Source organism: Labrys sp. F242, from assembly GCF_057813875.1.
This window is the reverse complement of record NZ_JBVASG010000001.1, coordinates 3295970-3314651: the sequence shown is the minus strand read 5'-3', so window position 1 is coordinate 3314651 and position 18682 is coordinate 3295970. Positions and strand designations below refer to the sequence as shown.

The following is an 18682-nucleotide window of genomic DNA, read 5'->3' as shown; positions in this document are numbered from 1 at the left end:
GTCGTGCCCGGTCAGGCTTGGCCGACGGCGCGCAGCGGAGCCGGCGCCACCTCTTGCGGGAAGGTGGGGTAGAGGCCCCTGACCCGAGCCATCTGCTGCACCAGAGCGAGCACGGCATCGATATGCGGCGTCGCGATCCCGGCGATGCGCCCCATTTCCTGCACCGAAGTGAGCAGGGCGTCGATCTCCAGCGCCCGGCCCTTGTCGAGATCTTGCAGCATCGAGGTGCGGTGGGCGCCGACCCCTGCCGCCCCGTCGATGCGCCGGTCGACGCCGACCCGGAAGCGTGCACCGAATTTGAGCCCTATCTGCTCGGCCTCCACCATCATGGCGCGCGCCAGCGCCCGCGTGCCCGGCTCGGTCGCGATCACGTCGAGCGTGGCATGGGTGAGGGCGGAGATCGGGTTGAAGCACAGATTGCCCCAGAGCTTCAGCCAGATGTCGTCGCGGATATCCTCGTAGAGCCGGGGCTTCAGGCCGCCGGCCGTCATCGCTTCGGCGAGCCTGGCCACGCGCAGGCTCTCCGTGCGGTTGGGCTCGCCAAGGCCGAACTGGTTGCCGTAGATGTGCTTGACCACGCCGGGCTCAGCGATCTCGGTGGCCGGATAGACCGTGCAGCCGATCACCCGCTCGGGGCCGATGGCCTGCCACTGCCGGTTACCCGGATCGACGCTGGCGAGGCGGGTGTCGCCATGAGGCGCGGGCAGGCCGTAGAAATACCACCAGGGCACGCCGTTCTGGGCGGTGACGACGGCGGTGTCGCGGCCGAGCAGCGGCTTGAGTGCTTCAGCCGATTCCCAGGCCTGGTGCGCCTTGAGGGCGACGATCACATAATCCTGCGGCCCGAGATCGGCCGGGTTCTGCGTGGCCGTGGGCGAAGCCGTCAGTTCCTGCCCGTCGACGAGCAGTTTGAGGCCGCGGGCCTGCATGGCCTTGAGGTGGTCTCCGCGTGCGATGACCGAGACTTCGGCACCCGCCTGCTGCAGCATCACTGCCATGTAGCCGCCGATCGCGCCGGCGCCGTAGATGCAGATCTTCATGATGTCGCTCCCCTAGAGCATTTTTCAGAAAAGTTGATAGACTTTTCGATTAAAAAAATGCGCAAAAACAAAGAGTTGCCGCCCGCCTTGCGGGTCTTCAGTTTCAGTTGGTCGTGGTGGTGACGGCGTGGTTGGCCATGAGTTCGAGGGCCCGCACCATGGCGGAATGATCCCAGGCCGCGCCGCCATGCGAGACGCAGGCATTGAACAATTCCTGGGCGGTGGCGGTGTTGGGCAGGGAGAGGCCGAGCTGGCGGGCCGTGGTCAAAGCGAGATTGAGGTCCTTCTGGTGCAGGGCGATGCGGAAGCCCGGATCGAAAGTGCGCTTGACCATGCGCTCGCCATGCACTTCCAGGATACGCGAGGCGGCAAAGCCGCCCATCAGGGCCTGGCGCACCTTGGCCGGGTCGGCACCGGCGCGCGAAGCGAACAGCAGGGCCTCGCCGACGGCCTCGATATTGAGGGCAACGATGATCTGGTTGGCGACCTTGGTGGTCTGGCCATCGCCATTGCCGCCGACCAAAGTGATGTTCTTGCCCATCTTCTCGAAGAGCGGCCTGGCGCGCTCGAAGGCAGCTTCCGGGCCACCGACCATGATGGTGAGGGAGGCGGCCTTGGCGCCGACCTCGCCGCCCGAGACCGGCGCGTCGAGATAGTCGACGCCGAGCTCGTTGATGCGCTTGGCGAACTTCTTGGTCTCCACCGGGGAGATCGAGCTCATGTCGATGACGAGCTTGCCGGCGGAGAGGCCTTCGGCGACGCCGCCCTTGCCGAACAGCACCGTCTCCACGTCCGGGGTATCGGGCACCATGGTGATGATGATGTCGGCCTTGCGGGCGACATCGGCGGCGCTCGGCTCGGCCTTGCCGCCGGCCTTGATCAGGTCCTCGGGCACATTGCCGAGCGTGTTGAGGAAGAGGGTGTGGCCGGCCGCAATCAGGTGCCCCGCCATCGGGGCGCCCATGATGCCAAGTCCGACAAAGCCGATATTCATGATGAAGATCCTTGTTCCTTAGGCGCAAGCGCCAGCCAGTCGCCTTCTCCCTCTGAGGGAGAAAGTGCCCCGATAGGGGCGGATAAGGGGTGAACCACCGCACCGGCATGGGATCGCAAGACCCCTCATCCCCCTGCCGGGACCTTCTCCCGCAGGGGGAGAAGGCAAGTGCCTCGATAGGTTCAGCGAGCGGCGCCCGCCGCCTTGAACCAGCCCAGGCCCGCTTCGGTCTCGCCCTTGGGCTTGTATTCGCAGCCGATCCAGCCGGCGTAGCCGAGCTGGTCGAGCCATTGGTAGAGGAAGGGGTAGTTGATCTCGCCGGTGCCCGGTTCGTTGCGGCCGGGATTGTCGGCCAGCTGCACGTGCCAGATCTCAGGCAGGTGCTTTTCGATGGTGCGGGCCAGATCCCCTTCCATGATCTGCATGTGGTAGATGTCGTATTGCAGACCGACATTGTCCGAGCCGGTCTCGGCAATGATCTCGGCCGCCTGGCGGGTATTGGTCAGGTAGAAGCCGGGAATGTCGCGCGTGTTGATCGCCTCGATCACCAGGCGGATGCCGGCCTTCTTGAGCTCGCTTGCGGCATAGCCGATGTTTTCGACGAAGGTGGCCCTTGCCTGCCCCGCATCGACGGAGGCGGGCGCGATGCCGGCCAGGCAGTTGACCAGCTTGCAGTCCAGCGCCTTGGCATAGGTGATGGCCTCTGCAACGCCTTCACGGAACTCCGCCTTGCGATCGGGCAGCACGGCGATGCCGCGCTCCCCGCCCGCCCAGTCGCCGGCCGGCAGATTGTGCAGGACCTGGGTGAGCTTGTGCTCCTTCAGGGCGGCAGCCAGATCGGCCGCCGGGAAGGGATAGGGGAACAGATATTCCGCGCCCGCAAAGCCGTTGCGGGCGGCTGCCGCGAAGCGCTCCATGAACGGCACTTCATTGAACAGCATGGTCAGATTGGCGGCAAATTTAGGCATGAGGGTCCTTTCTACCCTCCCCTGGAGGGGGAGGGGCGGCCCGTAGGGCCGGGGTGGGGTGGCAGCCCGGCCGTTGATGAATGAGCCGAACTCCCCCTGGAATGGTTTTGGTTAGGGCAGCACTTCCCACCCCACCCCGACGCTTCGCGTCGACCCCAGATCATTCCAAGAGGAATGGTCGATCCCTCCAGGGGAGGGTAAAGAGCCTCATTCGGCCGCGACGGCTTCCGACCGGATGGGCAGGTCGAGGATGTCCTCGAACTCGGTCACCGCGTCGATCTCCGGGCCCATGGCGATGTTGGTGACACGCTCCAGGATGAACTCGACGACGACGGGCACCTGATAGTCGCGCATCCATTCGCGGGCCTTTTCAAAAGCCTGCCCGAACTCGTTGGGACTGCGGACCCGGATCGCCTTGCAACCGAGCCCCTCGGCGACGGCGACATGATCGACGCCATAGCTTTCGAGGTCCGGCGCGTTGATGTTCTCGAAGGAAAGCTGGACCTGAAAATCCATGTCGAAGCCGCGCTGGGCCTGGCGGATCAGGCCGAGATAGGCGTTGTTCACCACGACATGGATATAGGGCAGCTTGAATTGGGCCCCGACCGCCAGTTCCTCGATCAGGAACTGGAAGTCATAGTCGCCGGACAAGGCCACGATTTCCCGGTCGGGATCGGCCGCGCGCACGCCGAGGGCGGCGGGAATCGTCCAGCCCAGCGGGCCGGCCTGGCCGCAATTGATCCAGTGGCGCGGATGGTGCACACGCAGGAACTGGGCGCCGGCGATCTGTGACAGGCCGATGGTGGAGACGTAGCAGACGTCTCGGCCGAAGGCGGTGTTCATCTCCTCATAGACGCGCTGGGGCTTGAGCGGCACATTGTCGAAATGGCTGCGCCGGAGCAGGCTGCTTTTACGCCCGCGACATTCGGCGGCCCATTCGGAGCGGTCCCTGAGCCGGTCCTGCGCCTCGAGGTCGCGGGCAACCTCGAGGAAGAGGTCGAGGGCGGCGCCGGCATCGGAGACGATGCCGAGATCGGGATTGAAGACCCGGCCGATCTGGGTCGGCTCGATGTCGACATGCACGAATTTACGGCCCTTGGTGTAAACCTCCACCGAGCCAGTGTGGCGGTTGGCCCAGCGATTGCCGATGCCGAAGACGAAGTCGGAGGCGAGCAGCGTGGCATTGCCGTAGCGGTGGCTGGTCTGCAGGCCGACCATGCCTGCCATCAAGGGATGGTCGTCGGGGATCGCACCCCAGCCCATCAGGGTCGGGATGACAGGCACGCCCGTCAACTCGGCGAAGGCGACGAGCTTGTCAGCGGCATCGGCATTGATGATGCCTCCGCCGGCCACGATCAGCGGGCGCTCGGCTTCTTGCAACAGCGCGATGGCCTTCTCGGCCTGAAGCCGCGTCGCCTCCGGCTTGTAGACGGGCAGCGGAGCGTAGACCTCGTCGTCGAACTCGATCTCGCCCAATTGCACGTCAACGGGAAGGTCGATCAGTACCGGGCCGGGGCGGCCCGAGCGCATCAGATGGAAGGCCTGCTGGAACACGCGCGGCACCAGAGCCGGCTCACGCACGGTGACCGCCCATTTGGTGACGGGCTTGGCAATCGCCTCGATATCGACGGCCTGGAAGTCTTCCTTATAGAGGCGGGCGCGAGGGGCCTGGCCGGTGATGCACAGGATTGGGATGGAGTCGGCTGCCGCCGAATAGAGGCCGGTGATCATGTCGGTGCCGGCCGGGCCGGAGGTACCGATGCACACGCCGATATTGCCGGCCTTGGCGCGCGTATAGCCTTCGGCCATGTGGGAGGCGCCCTCGACATGGCGGGCGAGGTAATGGTTGATCGAACCGCGCGCCTTCATGGCCGAATAGAGTGGGTTGATCGCAGCGCCCGGCACCCCAAAGGCGCACACCACACCCTCGCGTTCCAGCACCCTGACGGCAGCGTCGATTGCGCGCATTCTGGCCATGGATGTTCCGCCCTCTTTGTGGTCTTCTGGTATACAAGATGCCAGCAAATGAGAGCGTGTCAACCGCTTTATGCAACCTGGCCTCGGTGCCGGCCGCGGCCGATTGGCGCAAATTGTTCTTGAATCGGCCAGACCGACGAGGTGAAGCCACCCTTTCTGTTGATGGGCGCGGGGCCGTCGTACCAGTCCGATGCTCGCGACAGGAAAGTGTGAGAAGTTGACGCTGCTTCGTGATCGTCATGTTCTACACAAGGAGAATTCCTATGCGGCTGCCCGGGCTTACAAGAGCCATTTTGCTGGGACTTGCAGTCCTATCTTTGGCAGGACCGGCCTTCGGGGCCGATGAATGCGCCGATCCCGAGGACCAGGCCACGCTCAATCAATGCGCCGGCAAGTCCTTCAAGGCATCCGATGGCGAGCTCAATGTCTTATACAAGGGGATCGAAAAGCGCCTGAAGGACGATGCGGACAAGACGAAATTGATGATTGCGGCGCAGAGGGCGTGGCTGGCTTTTCGCGATGCCGAATGCGATTTTTCAAGTTCCGGTGTCATCGGCGGCACGCTTTATCCCCTCGCTGTGACGCAGTGCCGGGACGGCCTGACCAAGGAACGCATCAAGACCTTCAAGGCTTGGCTCAACTGTAGCGAAGGCGATCTGAGCTGCCCCGTGCCAGCGGCGAATTAATCATGAACGGCCATGCGCCTGCATTTCCGACATGATCCTCGTCGATAGGCTTCCTGTAGCGGGCCCGTTGGTCTCGTCCTCTCATGGAGGACTGGCGCGGCCTGCGTTGATCACTGGCGGCTGGAACTTTATAAAGCCCCAGGATTCGACCGAAGAATCACACAAACGTCATGATGAGGAGACAGGAGTGTCGACATCAATGACGTAACGCTGTCGCTCTGACACTGAAACTGTCGTTCGATCAACTGATGCCGAACGTCTTATGGAGCGCAGGAAACTTATCGCAACGTATACGGATCATGCCATGTCCCGACCGACCCTAGCCGTCATCCTCGCTGCAGGTGAAGGCACCCGCATGAAATCATCGCTGCCGAAGGTGCTGCACGCCATCGCCGGCCGTTCCATGCTGGCCCATGTCCTGGCGAGCGTGAAGCAGGCCGGTATCACCGACGCGGCCGTCGTCGTCGGACCCGGCCGGGAGGACGTCGCCAGGCTCGCGCAGAAGGAACTGCCGGGCTGTGCCGTGTTCACCCAGGTCGAGCGCAGGGGCACCGGCCACGCCGTGCTGGCGGCGAAGGAGGCCCTGGCCGACGGCAAGGATATCATCGTCCTCTATGCTGACACGCCGCTGGTGCGCCCGCAGTCGATCGAGACGCTGAAGGCGGCCTTGGCGGATGGCGCCTGCGTGGCCGTGCTCGGTTTCCATGCCGCCGATCCTACCGGCTATGGCCGCCTGATCGTCGAGGGCGATGCGCTCACTGCCATCGTCGAGGAAAAGGATGCCACGCCCGAACAGAAGACCGTCGGTTTCTGCAATGGCGGCCTGATGGCCCTCAGCGGCGAGCACGGCCTTGCCTTGCTCGAAGCCATCGGCAATGACAATGCCAAGGGCGAATACTACCTCACCGACGCAGCCGAGATCGCGCATCGGCAGGGACTCCGGGCCGTTGCCCGCCCGATTGCCGAGGAAGAAGTGCAGGGGGTAAACGATCGCCTGCAGCTGGCAGCCGCGGAGGCCGTCATGCAGTCGCGTCTGCGCACCGTCGCCATGCGCGAAGGCGTGACCATGATCGCGCCCGAGACCGTCTTCCTGTCCCATGACACCCGCATCGGCAACGACGTGGTGATCGAACCCAATTGCTGGTTCGGCCCGGGCGTGACCATCGAAAGCGGCGCCGTGATCCATGCCTTTTCCCATCTGGAAGGTGCGCATGTCGGCAGCGACGCCTCAGTCGGCCCCTTCGCGCGGCTGCGGCCCGGAGCCAAGCTCGCCGAGGACGTCAAGGTCGGCAATTTCGTCGAGGTCAAGGCGGCCAGCGTCGAAAAGGGCGCCAAGATCAGCCATCTCAGCTATATCGGCGATGCCCGGGTGGGTGCGGAAGCCAATATCGGCGCGGGCACCATCACCTGCAATTATGACGGCTATCTCAAGCATCGCACCGATATCGGCGCGGGCGTGTTCGTCGGTTCCAATTCCGCCCTCGTGGCCCCGGTGACGATCGGAGACAACGCCAATATCGGCGCCGGCTCGGTGATTACCAGGGACGTGCCAGCCGATGCCCTGGCGGTGGCCCGCGGCCGGCAGGTTGGAATCGATGGCTGGGCCAAGGCCTATCGTGCCAAGAAGAAGGCGGAGAAGGAAGCCAAGTCCAAGGGATGAAGATACGCCGGGAGCGCGGACATCTCGCGACATGCTAGCATGTTGCGGTGTCCGCTGCTTCGGCCGTGAACGCCGGGCTTGGCATGCAAAAATGCGGACAGGATGTCCGCGGTCCGAGAACGTCCTCGGTAAACAATGAAAATAGCCGGCTAAAAGCCGGCTATTTTCATCAATGCATCCTTGAAACCATCTCAGATGGCAATCATCCCTCCGCCCGGAGCAGCACGACACCAGATCGCGGTTTGAGTTCGATCGGGCCGCTGACCGCCTGGCCGGACAGGTCGCGCCAGCTGCCCGCAGGTGGCTGGATCGTGGCCGATTCCCGGTCCGAGAAGTTCACGGCGGCGTAACCGCGCTGGTAGTTGCGCCAGGCGAGCGTGCCCTGAAGCTGTGAGGCGCCGACCGGAGGGCCGACGGGCGGATCGAGATTGGGATATTCGACCCAGCGCCCGGTGTCCTTCTGCGGCAGCACGGCGAGATAACTGCGATTGTTGCGGTTTACCAGGAAGCTGGCGACGATCCAGGACAGTTCGGCGTTGTCGGGGGGCGCGGGGGCGTTCGTGCAGGTGTAGTTGATCGAGACATAGGCCCGATCCTTGCGCTGCTGGATCAGCTCACGCTTGAGGCGCCAGGCATCGTCGGTGATGCGGCGCCGGCAACTGTCGCTGAAGCCGCCTTCATCGACCCAGATATCGGCAAGGTTGATCAGGGCCTTGGTCTCATCGGGTTGCTTGGGGTCGATCTTGGCATTCAATGCGATCAGGCCGCCGCGTTGATGGATCTCCTTGGCGAGCCAGCCGATATAATCGAGCTTCTGGGCGGTATGAGCCGGATCACGCGACTGCCCGCTGAAAAGTTGCACCCATTTGCCGTCGCGCCAGACACCGCAACGCTTGTCCGTGTTGGGCAGGGCGACATTGTCGAACGCGATGGAATGATAACCCTTGGCCAAAGCCGGCTCGATATAGGTCTTCAGGAGATATTGGCGCACCTCGGGATTGCTGGTGTCCAGCGGCGCATAGGCACCCCAGGAATAGGTGTAGCCGAAGGAGGGCGTCTGCTGGTCGCACTGATAGGTGATCCAGCTGGGATGATTGGCCTTGTACCATTCCGCCGTGTGGGCGCGGTTGAGATCGCGCTGATTGGGATAGTAAAAGCTGTCGATAACCTTGTTCGAACGCAGGGGTGTCTTGGAGCCCCAGACGAAGCCGACATTCGGCAGATTGCCGGGTGACTGCATGTGATTGTTGAAGATCTGGGCGCGCGGAATCCGGTCCACGGTCTCCGGATGCGCCACGCTTTGCTGCCCCAGGGCCGCGGTCGCAGCAACGAGGGAGACGGTGACGGCAATGCCGAAACTCAGATGTTTTTGCAGCATGGCTCTTCCGTTGATCTGTGTGCGTATGCGCCGCGTCCCGACCTCGCCGAGAAGTTGACAGCCCCCAGCGGAGCTGGAGGCTGACGCCTATTCCCGGCCCGGCAGGAGGTGATCCAAGAGAACCAGGGCGGTCGGATCCTCGTGGCGCAAAGCGAGGGCATCGAAGCAGGCGCCGATGGCGTTTTCGATATCCTGGCTGGCTCGGCAGGCACGCGCCAGCTGGACATAGTCGTCGGCGGTGGCAGCGCCTTGGGCGGAAACAGCCTGAAGCAGTGTCTTGGCCTGCGCATAGTGCCGGTTGGCGATCAGGGCGCGGGCATGCAGGCTGCGGGCGGCACCGTCCTCCGGATAGTCCTCGAGCAGGGCGGCCGTGTGCTCATGGCTGTCCGGTTCCTTGGCGACCAGCGCCTTGCGCGCTTCGGCCAGCCTGCGCGCCTTGATGCGCTCGGCGAGGTCGCCGGCCGCTGCATCCAGGCCGAGCCGGCTGCCCGCCTGCAGCCATGCATGGGCTTCCTGCCAGGCCTGGTCCCGGAAGGCTTGCCTGGCGCGGTTGCCGACATCGCGAGAGAGGGTTGCCGAGGCATCGGCCAAGGCGGCGGCATCGGCAACCAGCCCGGCATTGCGGGCGAACTCGCCGGCTTCTCCAGCGGCGGCGAGCAGGCGCAGGAAATCGATGCGAAGGGCGACGTTGTCCGGGGCGAGGGAGAGCGCCATTTCGAAGGCCGTCACCCGCTCCTGAGTCGGGTTCTGCTTTCGCAACGCCTGCTGGCGCAGCAGCGTGACGATGCGCGGCAGCACCTCGGAATCGCAGGACTGGATCCTGACCGGTGACACCGTCGCGACACGCGCGGCCGCCTGTACCTCGCCATGGCGCAGCAGGCCGCGGATGCCGGCTACGGCCTCGTTGATCGAAGACGGCAGGAGATTGGTGAGGGCGGCGATGGTGCCTTCGATATCGCCCAGGCTCAGAGTGCTGCGCGCCAGGGTGCGCAGGGCAATATTGTCATCGGGCGTGATCGCCAGAGCGGTCCGTGCTTCCTCGGCAGCTTCGGCGAAGCGTTCAAGCTTGAAGAGTGCCACGCTGGCGCGTGTATGTGACTCCGCTGGAGAGGCTAGGGTCATCTTGACAACTCGGCGTTTGCCCCAAATCGGGGGAGGTGGATCTGGCATCCGGCTCGTCGCGGAATTCCTTTGCGGCGAGCCGGGCCGGTGGCGTGCAATCGAGGTCGGAGCTCAGCTCAGACCCGGTAGTAGGAGCGGTACCATTCGACGAAGTTCCTGACGCCGACATCGATCGTCGTCGTGGGCTTGTAGTCGATCAGCTTCTCCAAGAGATCCGCAGCCGCGAAGGTCGCGGGAACGTCACCCTTCTGCATGTCGAGGAAATTCCGCTTCACCGGCATTCCCAGGCATTTTTCGACGGCGTCGACATAGTCGAGCAGGCCGACGGGCTGGCCGCCGCCGATATTGACGACACGATAGGGGCCGGCCGGTGACAGGGAATCGATGTCGCTGACGGGCTGGCCCTCGATGGGCGGCACCTGGGTGAGGCGCGCGATGGATTCGACCAGGTCGTCGACATAGGTGAAGTCGCGCTGCATCTTGCCATGGCCGTAGACGTCGATCGGCTCGCCGGCCAGCGTCGCCTTGACGAATTTGAACAGGGCCATGTCAGGCCGGCCCCAGGGGCCGTAGACCGTGAAGAAGCGGAAGGCCGTGGTCGGGATCTTCCACAGATGCGCATAGGAATGCGCCATGTCCTCGGTGGCCTTCTTGGTCGCCGCATAGAGCGTGAGCGGATGGTCGGTACGCTCGCGCTCGTTGAAGGGCATGTCCTTGTTGGCGCCGTAGACCGAACTCGTCGAGGCGAACAGGAAATGGCCGACGGAATGAGCCCGAGCCAGTTCCATCACGTTAAAGGTGCCGATCAGATTGGCGTCGACATAGGCGCGTGGATTTTCGAGGCTGTAGCGTACGCCGGCCTGGGCGGCGAGATGGACGATGACATCGGGCTTCTCGTCGGCGACGACCTTTTCGAGCGCGCTGAAATCCTCCAGCATGAGGATGTGTTCGCGGAACGCATTGGTCTTGGCCAGCATGGCGTGCCGGGCCTGCTTGAGCGTGACGTCGTAATAGGGCGTCATGCCGTCCACGCCCGCCACGAAGTGGCCGTCGGCCAACAGGCGGCGGGCAAGGTGGAAGCCGATGAAGCCAGCCGTGCCGGTAATCAGAAAGCGCATAAAGGGTCAGTCCTTTCATAGCGTTTTGCGATTTGGCGGTATCGCCGAGAATCGCAAAGACGCGTCACAATAAAGAGCGGGAGCAGAGCGGCGGTCGCACCAAAACGCGCTTTGCTCCGAGGTGGATAAAGCCGACGCGGCGGACCGTCAGGCCGCCAGGTCGGGAATTGCAGAAACATTCGGCTTGATCACGCGGTTGAGCAGATACCAGCCATACATTTGTTCGAAGCCCGGATCGTAATGGTCGAGATCGGCGCCCTGGCGTTCGAGGGCACGCGTGCGGCCGACGGCCTCGATCACGCCGCGCGGCTCGAAGACGGGAATGCCGAGTTCGGTGCCGACCTTCCTCACCCGGGTGATGAAGGCCTCGCGGCTCTGCAGGACGCGTCCGTCCTGGAGCGGCAGGCCGACATGCGACACCGCGGCCATCGGCTTGCCCCAGAGCTGCTTGAGCTCGATCAAGCCCTGGCGCAACGCATCTTCGTCGGCAAGTTCGCAATGGGCATCGCGCAGGATCCGGGCGTCTGCCTCGCCGAAGCCGGCCTCGGCGAACTGCTCGGAAGCGATGACTTTCTTGGCAGTCTCGGCCGAGATGCTGCGTTTCTGCAGCATTTCCTTCCACCACACTTTGCCCCCTTCGCCCAGGGGACTGAGCAAATGGCGGTGAAGATAGTTGAGCTGGAGATAGATGCCGTCGCAGATCAGCTCCTTCTCGGAAGCGACCTCCACGAGGAGGAAATCGGCCTTGGCCTGTTCCTTCTGGGCATTGGCAGAAAGCCTGGGCACCCGCTCCGTCGAGAAGACATAGGGCGCCATACCGTCGGGGATGACGCATTCGCCGCGCATCCAGCGCAGGCGCTGGACGGCTTCGCCGACCGAATGCAGATAGGCGCGTGAACCGCCGTCATAGTGGCTGCAACGGCCCGTGGCCGCGATCTCTTCCATCGGCCTGTGCAGACGGCAGGACCCCAGAACGAATACCTTCATCGCGCGTCACTCCTTGCATGAATGGGATAGCGGGAGAGTTGGAGAGTTGAACGGCCAAAGCCAAATTTCATCGCCAAACCTCATCGGCCTGAGATCGCGTTTCGGATCAGGCCGCCGGCCACCGAAGTGAGAAAGACCAGCGCCAGGCCCACCAGCAGGGAGGAGCCGAGAGCGGTCAGCTTCTGCGGGTAGGTCGGCGTATAATCGGCCTTGGGCTGGGCGATCGGCGAGACATAGCGCTGCTGGCGCAGGATTGCCACGCGCGCCTGGTCGAGGGACTGGCGGGCCGAGGCCAGATTGGTGTCGGCGAAGTCCTGCGCGATCTTCAGGCTTTCATAGGTGGAAAGCTGCTTGGCCACCGTCTCGCTGCCGCCACCCAGCCGCTGGCGGGTATCGTCGATCTCCTTGCGGAGGGTGACGATCCGCGTCTCCACGCTCTTGCGTCGCGGATTGTCGCCCTGCGTTACCTTGAGCTGACCGAGATCGGTCTGGGCTGCGGCCAGCTGGGCTTCGAGCTGCCCGATCAAATTGGTCAGCACGGTCAGATCGCCTGTCGGATCGACATTGGCGTTGCGGTTGCGCCAGTTTGCCACCCCCAGGCGGGCATCGGCTGCGCGCTGTTCGCTGCGCGAGACCTCCTCCTGGGCGACCTTGAGGGCATCGTTGAGGGCGCGCTGGTTCATGTTGTTGGCGAAGGTGTCGGAAAGATCGATTAGCGAATTGGAGATCTTGACGGAATCTTCCGGGGTGAAGGCCTCGACCTGCAGGACGACGATCTGCTCGATCATGTTGTAGCGCACGGTGATCAGCGATTTATAGGCTCGGTAGAGATCGTCGGGCGTCGGATCGTCTGGCAGGCGCACCAGTGGGTCGGCCGGATGCTCGGTGAGCATCTTGGTCAGGTCGATCTTCTTGGCGAGCCCGTCCATTGCTTCGCGAGACTGCAGGAAATCGCGAACCGCGTAGCCATCGACGAAGCCGGTGACACCCATGCCGGACGAACCGGGGGTGAGCAGGCCGCCGACGCCGGCCTGTGGCTGGACATCGCCGCCCCGGATCGCAAACCGCGACTCCGCAGTATAAAGAGGCGTGGCGAGAACGAAGACATAGAGCGCCGTCAGCGCCAACGGTAGCAAAGCCAGCGTCAGTGCGATCAAGGAAAAACGCCGCCGCCGCCGCCGCACCTTGTGCTGGTAGCGCAGAAATGCCGCACTCTCCTCCGGAGCGATCTCGCTTTTAAGCGAATTGATCGTCGACAAGGGGCTCGGGTTGACCTCGTCCAGTGTCGTTGATGTCGGGACGGAGAGGGAATTTGCGGATGACTTCGTCAAGTTGGCTCTCTATTTCGATCAGACCCTGATTGAGGATGAGGGCGGTGTCACAGAACTCGTCGACTTCGGTTTTTCGGACGGTCGACAGGAGGAGCATCCGACCGGCAATGCGCTGCTCGAAAAGGGCTCTCCACAACAAGGTGAAGCGATCTTTCCGATAGGGGAATGTGCCGTCGACGACGTAAATTTCAAATGTCGGCAGGAGCGGCAAAATATACCCGAATTCCTGACGCGCTGTGGCCGGCCAATGCTCTACGAACTCGTCGAGATATTCCGGCAGAGTCAACATCGACTCGACGAGGTATATACAGAATCTATAGTCAAGATGATACAAACGGGAGATTAAGGCTACAATTTGTCTCCCGCTCAATTTACCGCGAACAAAACCCGCGCGGCCGATGGGCCAGGAGCAACTGCCACCGCGGACAACATGGCCGCTGCTGGGAGGGCGCAGGCCGGCGAGCAGGTCGATGGCGGGCTTGCGCGCGATCGGATCCGGCGAGACGACGGCATAGCGTGCTGTCGGCAGCGTCATGGTGATGTCGAGTGCCACCGGGTAGGGCGAGCCCCCCACCAGCGGTGTATCCACAACATGTTCGAGCGCAATCATGGTCCTCACACGGGTTGGATACGAGGCCGCGCGTGCTTTTCGGCCAGGAGGCCGATGCCCAACACGGCGATCAGACACAGAAAGAAATAGGTCGGGTTGGCGTCCGAGGAGGCGTAGCCTGGAAAATAGGCCGCCCGCAGAAGCTGCATGCCATGAGAGGTCGGTGACCACAGCACATAGCCGCGATATTCCTCGGGCAGTTGCTCGGTCACGAAAAAGACCGACGAGAACAGCTGCAAGGCGCGTTCGAGCACCGAAGCCAGGCGCAGGAAGAATGGCCAATGCACGGCAATGGCGCCGAAGATGAGACCGATCGCCAGCCCGTAGAGCCACATATTCACGACATAGCTGATCACCAGGGGCACGTTGGCCGGCAGGGTGATCATGTTGACCAGTCTTCCGCAGGACAGCAGGATCATGAAGACGACGGCATAAATGATCAGATATTGGACCGCATAGGCGAGCGCCTGATGGATCGGCCGGACAGGCGGCAGATTGATGAAGACGCGGTTGTGCGCGACGGCGGTGCTCACCCGGAAGATCACCTGGCGGACCATGATCCAGGTCGTGCTTCCGACCAAAGCGAAGGTCGGGACGTCCATGTTCATGATGAACTGCGTCTGAAGAATGAAGTAGACCAGCGAGATCAGCGTCAGCAATACGGCGGGCTGAATCAGCATCCAGAGGATGCCGAAGCGGCTTTCGGAGGCGATGAGCTGGAACTGGACGATGAGAATGGCGCGGATCACGCCGATCGCGCCGGCGACCCGCGTGCCACGGCCGTTCTTCCCGCGGGCAGGATCGGCGAGAAACAACCCATTGCTGAGATGGGCGATCAGCTCCAGATCCTGGCGGCTGGCGCGGCTGAGATAATCCTCCTGGACGCCGCCCTCGACCAGGCGTGCCTCCCGGGCGGCGGCGTCGCGCTTACGGGAGCGCCTGAGATCGCGCGCTTCGGCCAGCTTGATGGCGGCTTCGCGCAGATCCGACGGTGCATAGCCATCGTCGAAGACGTCGATATCGGCCCGGATGTCGTTTTCGAGAATCCGGATCGTCGTCCTCAGCAGACGATGGTGATAGTCGTGATCTTCGGCATCGGTCCCGCCGTCGTCTTCGTCAAAGATCTGCTTTTGGGTCTTTTCGGCATGATTGTAGACGGCCCGCCGCGTCTTGATGTTGTTGTCAGGCAGATCGCGTAGCGCATGGCGCAGGAGGGTGAGATATCCGTCCCAATCCTGTTGAAGAACGTTAGCGGAGGTCATCGGCCATGATCCTTCTGTCTGCCATGGGCCGGTGACGGCAGGAACCGCGAAGGAGCTGCGCACTCCTCGTCACGGCATCGACAGGGGCACGACGCCTCGACCCCGCGCCGGATCGGCGCAGGGAGAGGCAAAGGCCTGTGCCCGTCCCCCAAGCGGGGGACAGGCGAAGCGCCGAAGCGCCTATGGTCTGTTGGGCGTTCAAGGGCGCGAGGTCACAGCCGCCAGACCGTGACACCCTCCGGCGCGGTCGCGCGATCGAGTACACCCTTGACGTCCATGACCACGCCCGTGCCGTTGCGCAGGCGCGACTTGATCAGTGGCCAGCCCTTGGTGGCATATTCCTTGTGGGGAACGGCCAGGATGATGGCATCCGCTGGTTCGACGTCGTCCAGTTCGGAAAGCTCGACGCCATATTCGTGCAGCGCCTCCTCGTTGGAGGCCCAGGGATCGTGCACCGCGGTCTGGATGCCGAAACGGTTGAGCTCCTTGAGGATGCTTGCCGCCTTGGAGTTGCGCAGATCCGGCACGTCTTCCTTGAAGGTCAGACCGAGCTGCAACACGTTCTCGACCTTGCGGCCCTCCTGCAGCAGCAGGCGCACACATTCGCGGGCGATGCGCTCGCCGACGGAGTCATTGATGCGCCGGCCCGACAGGATGACCTGGGGATGGTAGCCGGCCTTCTCCGAACGATAGGTCAGGTAGTAGGGGTCGACGCCGATGCAATGGCCGCCGACCAGACCCGGCTTGAAGGGCAGGAAGTTCCATTTGGTGGAGGCCGCTTCGAGCACGTCGCTGGTATCGACATCGAGGAGCTGGAAGATGTGCGAGAGCTCGTTCATGAAGGCGATGTTGATGTCGCGCTGGGCGTTCTCGATCACCTTGGCGGCTTCGGCAACCTTGATAGTGGGAGCGACATGCACGCCGGCGGTGATGACGGAGCCATAGACGTCGGCGACGATGCCGCGGGTCTCCTCGTCCTGGCCGGACACCACCTTCTTGATCTTGGTGAAGGTGTGCTCCTTGTCGCCCGGATTGATGCGCTCGGGGGAATAGCCGACGGTGAAGTCGACACCGCTGGTGAGGCCGGAGGCCTTTTCCAGCACGGGTACGCATTCTTCCTCGGTCGCGCCGGGATAGACGGTGGATTCGTAGACGACGATGTCGCCGCGCTTGAGGGCGCCGCCGACGGTGCGCGATGCTGCGCGCAGAGCGCCCAGATCGGGCTGGTTGGCGCTGTCGACCGGGGTCGGCACGGTAACGATGAAGAAATCGGCCTTGTTGAGGTCGGCCGGGTTCCAGGAGAAGATCGGCGGCGTTGCCTTCAGCTCTTCGCTGGAGATCTCACGCGTCCGATCCTCGCCGGACTGCAGTTCCTTGACGCGGGCCTGATCGATGTCGAAGCCGATCGTCTCATAGCCATGCTTGGCAAAGGCTACCGCGACCGGCAGGCCGACATAACCCAGCCCGATGACTGCGATCTTGCGTTTCTGACTCAAGACATAACTCCTTGCGGTTTGTCATTGCGACGCCCTAAGGGCGGTTGAGTGGGTCGATCGCCGAAGCCGGCGGATCGTCCGTTCGTCACCGTCCTCCTGCGGGAGGCGGACAGGTTTTCGAAAAAGGCGAAAATGTATGGATCGGGACCATCAGCGGATGCCTCGCCAGATGCCGCCGCTGAGCCGAAGGTTTTCGGGGCCGCGCAGGATCTGCCGCTCGACTTCCCTGAAGAACGCGCCCTGATAGGCTTCGGCGAAGGCCGGGAATTCCTGGCCCTCCTGCTTGGCGGGCATGGCCTCGACGTGGAACTTCACCCGGCGCTCCTGCCAATAGGGAATGGTGATGAAGCTTGGAACGCCGAGGCGATGGACGAGCCCGGCGGCGAACTGGGAATAGGTCACCTGCCGGCCTTCCCAGCCGACCCGAGGAGCCGAAGGGCTCATGGCACCGTCGATGGCGATAACAACCGCACTGCCCTGGCGCAGGGAGGTCATCACCTCGCGCGTCACCTCGAGTTCGGAGTGCTCACTGGTGGAAATCAGGGAGCCGACATGCGGGAAGGAGGCGATCTTGGGGGCAGAGGCGAGCCATTTCATCGGAATGTCCGCCATGTGCAGCGCCAGGGGCCCGGCATACATCGGTCCCATATGCGGGCTGATCAGCAAGGCGCCCTTGCCCTTGTCCAACCCCTCGCGGATGCCGGCCACGGCCGCGTCGATGCCATCGAGGATTTCAGCCACTTCGCCGGTTCGTTCGGGCGCGCATTCGAGCCAGTCGAGCAGCAGCAGGTCGGCGAGGCAGCCCCACCGCGCCCGGTCGTCCCAGGCCTTGCGATCCCAGGCCTTGCGATCACTGGGCTCGCCGCCGGCAAGACGGGTTGCGAGCGACCAGGCAAAATCGAGCCTGCCCTTGGGGATGGGCGCGCTGGCCAGGTTCTCGTCGAGACGGGCCAGGGTATCGGCGAAGGAGTCCTTGAGATAGGCCCGCTTGCGGCCGACGAGGTCGGCATAATGCCCCTGGGCTTCTTCCTTCAGGCCCGCTTGCAGCAGCGTGGAGATGGTGTAGCGCTGCAGGGCCGGCGAATGAGGGTCTTCCTGAGCCAGCTTGCGCAGCAGCTTGGCCGCCTCGTCATAGTGGCGGGCCAGTCGCAGGGCACGCGCCAGCAGCATCTTGAGATTGCGCAGATCCGGTGCGAGCTCGCTGGCCTGCCGGAGGACGTCGACCGCTTCCTCGTTCTGCCGCAGCCTGAGCAAAGTCTCGCCGAGTGTGCGCAGCAGCAGCACGTCCTTGGCGGCCTTGTCGCGCGCCTGGCGCAGATGCTCGAGGATCTCGGCGTCGTTCCTGCCGAGCGACAGCATCGCATTGGCGACGACAAGATGCAGCCTCGGGGATTCCCCGCCCTGTTCAAGGGCCTTGCGGCCGATGGCCAGCGCCTGTTGGTGGCGCCCCGCCAGTTGCAGGACCTGGGCGACTTCGAGGGCGAGATCTGCCGTAAGGTCGGTCCGGTCCTGCAAGCGCTCGACGATGACGAGACTGGCATCGAGGTCACCCGCCCGCGTCAGAGCGATCAGGCAGAGCTGGGCCAGCCGCGCATGCTCCGGACTGCGCTCGGCATAACGGCGTGCGAAGTCGCGGGCGGCATCGAAATCGGTCGCCTGGACCAGGGCCTGCAGCCTTACCGCCGCGATAGCAAGATTGTCGGAGTCGAGTTCTCCGGCCCGTTCGATATGCGCCTGGCCGGCATCGCGCTGGCCTGAGCGCATCATCACGCTGCCGAGCGTGAGGAGGTCGTCGCTGGAAGAGGGATTGGCCTCGACCAGACGTTCCAGGAAGTTGCGGGCGGTGTCGAGTTCGCCGGCGCGCATGGCCGGCGCGACGACGAGGCGCCGGACCTGGTTGCGATTGCGCGGCACGGCGGCCACGGGCAATGTCAGCAGGGCGAGGGCGTCCTGCATCCGACCGCCCCCGGCCAGAGCGAGGACCTCGTCGATCGCCTGCCTCGAATCCGTGGCCTTGGTGTCTTGTTCGGTCATTCGCTTCATGCGCTGTCGC

General features: G+C 63.6%; 15 protein-coding genes. 2 read left to right on the top strand and 13 right to left on the bottom strand.

Annotated elements, in window-relative coordinates:
- Nucleotides 1–11: 11 nt before the first annotated feature.
- From ACZYTC_RS15550 to gcl, 4 genes are all read right to left on the bottom strand, one after another.
- A complete protein-coding gene (locus tag ACZYTC_RS15550) occupies nucleotides 12–1040 on the bottom strand; it encodes a 2-dehydropantoate 2-reductase (RefSeq protein WP_488989958.1) in 1029 nt (342 codons plus the stop codon).
- A 103-nt stretch (nucleotides 1041–1143) separates the two neighbouring features.
- Nucleotides 1144–2034, bottom strand: a complete 891-nt coding sequence (gene glxR / locus ACZYTC_RS15545; RefSeq protein WP_488989957.1) for a 2-hydroxy-3-oxopropionate reductase — start codon at nucleotides 2032–2034, stop codon at nucleotides 1144–1146.
- A gap of 182 nt (nucleotides 2035–2216) precedes the next feature.
- On the bottom strand, nucleotides 2217–3002 hold the full coding sequence (gene hyi / locus ACZYTC_RS15540; protein WP_488989956.1) for a hydroxypyruvate isomerase: 786 nt from the start codon (nucleotides 3000–3002) through the stop codon (nucleotides 2217–2219).
- 207 nt (nucleotides 3003–3209) lie between these two features.
- Complete coding sequence (gene gcl, locus ACZYTC_RS15535; RefSeq protein ID WP_488989955.1) at nucleotides 3210–4979, bottom strand: glyoxylate carboligase; 1770 nt, start codon at nucleotides 4977–4979, stop codon at nucleotides 3210–3212.
- Between the two features lie 239 nt (nucleotides 4980–5218).
- On the opposite strand from gcl, the gene ACZYTC_RS15530 reads away from it, so the two are divergent.
- Nucleotides 5219–5665: a lysozyme inhibitor LprI family protein gene (locus tag ACZYTC_RS15530; protein WP_488990018.1), complete on the top strand. Its 447-nt coding sequence runs from the start codon at nucleotides 5219–5221 to the stop codon at nucleotides 5663–5665.
- Nucleotides 5666–5969: 304 nt separating this feature from the next.
- Nucleotides 5970–7325 carry a bifunctional UDP-N-acetylglucosamine diphosphorylase/glucosamine-1-phosphate N-acetyltransferase GlmU gene (glmU, locus tag ACZYTC_RS15525; RefSeq protein ID WP_488989954.1) on the top strand — a complete coding sequence of 452 codons (1356 nt, stop codon included), beginning with the start codon at nucleotides 5970–5972 and terminating at the stop codon, nucleotides 7323–7325.
- 202 nt (nucleotides 7326–7527) lie between these two features.
- Here glmU and ACZYTC_RS15520 read toward each other — a convergent pair whose 3' ends face one another.
- From ACZYTC_RS15520 to ACZYTC_RS15480, 9 genes are all read right to left on the bottom strand, one after another.
- Complete coding sequence (locus ACZYTC_RS15520; RefSeq protein ID WP_441772654.1) at nucleotides 7528–8703, bottom strand: endo alpha-1,4 polygalactosaminidase; 1176 nt, start codon at nucleotides 8701–8703, stop codon at nucleotides 7528–7530.
- A gap of 87 nt (nucleotides 8704–8790) precedes the next feature.
- The gene (locus tag ACZYTC_RS15515) at nucleotides 8791–9825 is read right to left on the bottom strand and encodes a tetratricopeptide repeat protein (protein ID WP_434955206.1); all 1035 of its coding nucleotides are present in this window, start codon (nucleotides 9823–9825) and stop codon (nucleotides 8791–8793) included.
- A gap of 116 nt (nucleotides 9826–9941) precedes the next feature.
- Nucleotides 9942–10943: an NAD-dependent epimerase/dehydratase family protein gene (locus ACZYTC_RS15510; RefSeq protein WP_434955207.1), complete on the bottom strand. Its 1002-nt coding sequence runs from the start codon at nucleotides 10941–10943 to the stop codon at nucleotides 9942–9944.
- A gap of 147 nt (nucleotides 10944–11090) precedes the next feature.
- Nucleotides 11091–11930, bottom strand: coding sequence for a hypothetical protein (locus ACZYTC_RS15505; protein WP_441772656.1), 840 nt, complete (start codon nucleotides 11928–11930; stop codon nucleotides 11091–11093).
- Between the two features lie 80 nt (nucleotides 11931–12010).
- Nucleotides 12011–13189: a KpsE/RkpR family capsule polysaccharide export protein gene (locus ACZYTC_RS15500; RefSeq protein ID WP_488989953.1), complete on the bottom strand. Its 1179-nt coding sequence runs from the start codon at nucleotides 13187–13189 to the stop codon at nucleotides 12011–12013.
- The gene (locus tag ACZYTC_RS15495; protein ID WP_434955210.1) at nucleotides 13167–13871 is read right to left on the bottom strand and encodes a P-loop NTPase family protein; all 705 of its coding nucleotides are present in this window, start codon (nucleotides 13869–13871) and stop codon (nucleotides 13167–13169) included. Before ACZYTC_RS15495 ends, ACZYTC_RS15500 begins: the two co-directional genes overlap by 23 nt.
- Nucleotides 13872–13876: 5 nt before the next feature.
- The gene (locus ACZYTC_RS15490) at nucleotides 13877–15133 is read right to left on the bottom strand and encodes an ABC transporter permease (protein ID WP_441772657.1); all 1257 of its coding nucleotides are present in this window, start codon (nucleotides 15131–15133) and stop codon (nucleotides 13877–13879) included.
- Nucleotides 15134–15345: 212 nt separating this feature from the next.
- The gene (locus ACZYTC_RS15485; protein ID WP_434955212.1) at nucleotides 15346–16629 is read right to left on the bottom strand and encodes a nucleotide sugar dehydrogenase; all 1284 of its coding nucleotides are present in this window, start codon (nucleotides 16627–16629) and stop codon (nucleotides 15346–15348) included.
- Nucleotides 16630–16779: 150 nt separating this feature from the next.
- The gene (locus ACZYTC_RS15480; RefSeq protein WP_488989952.1) at nucleotides 16780–18663 is read right to left on the bottom strand and encodes a tetratricopeptide repeat protein; all 1884 of its coding nucleotides are present in this window, start codon (nucleotides 18661–18663) and stop codon (nucleotides 16780–16782) included.
- Nucleotides 18664–18682 lie beyond the last annotated feature (19 nt).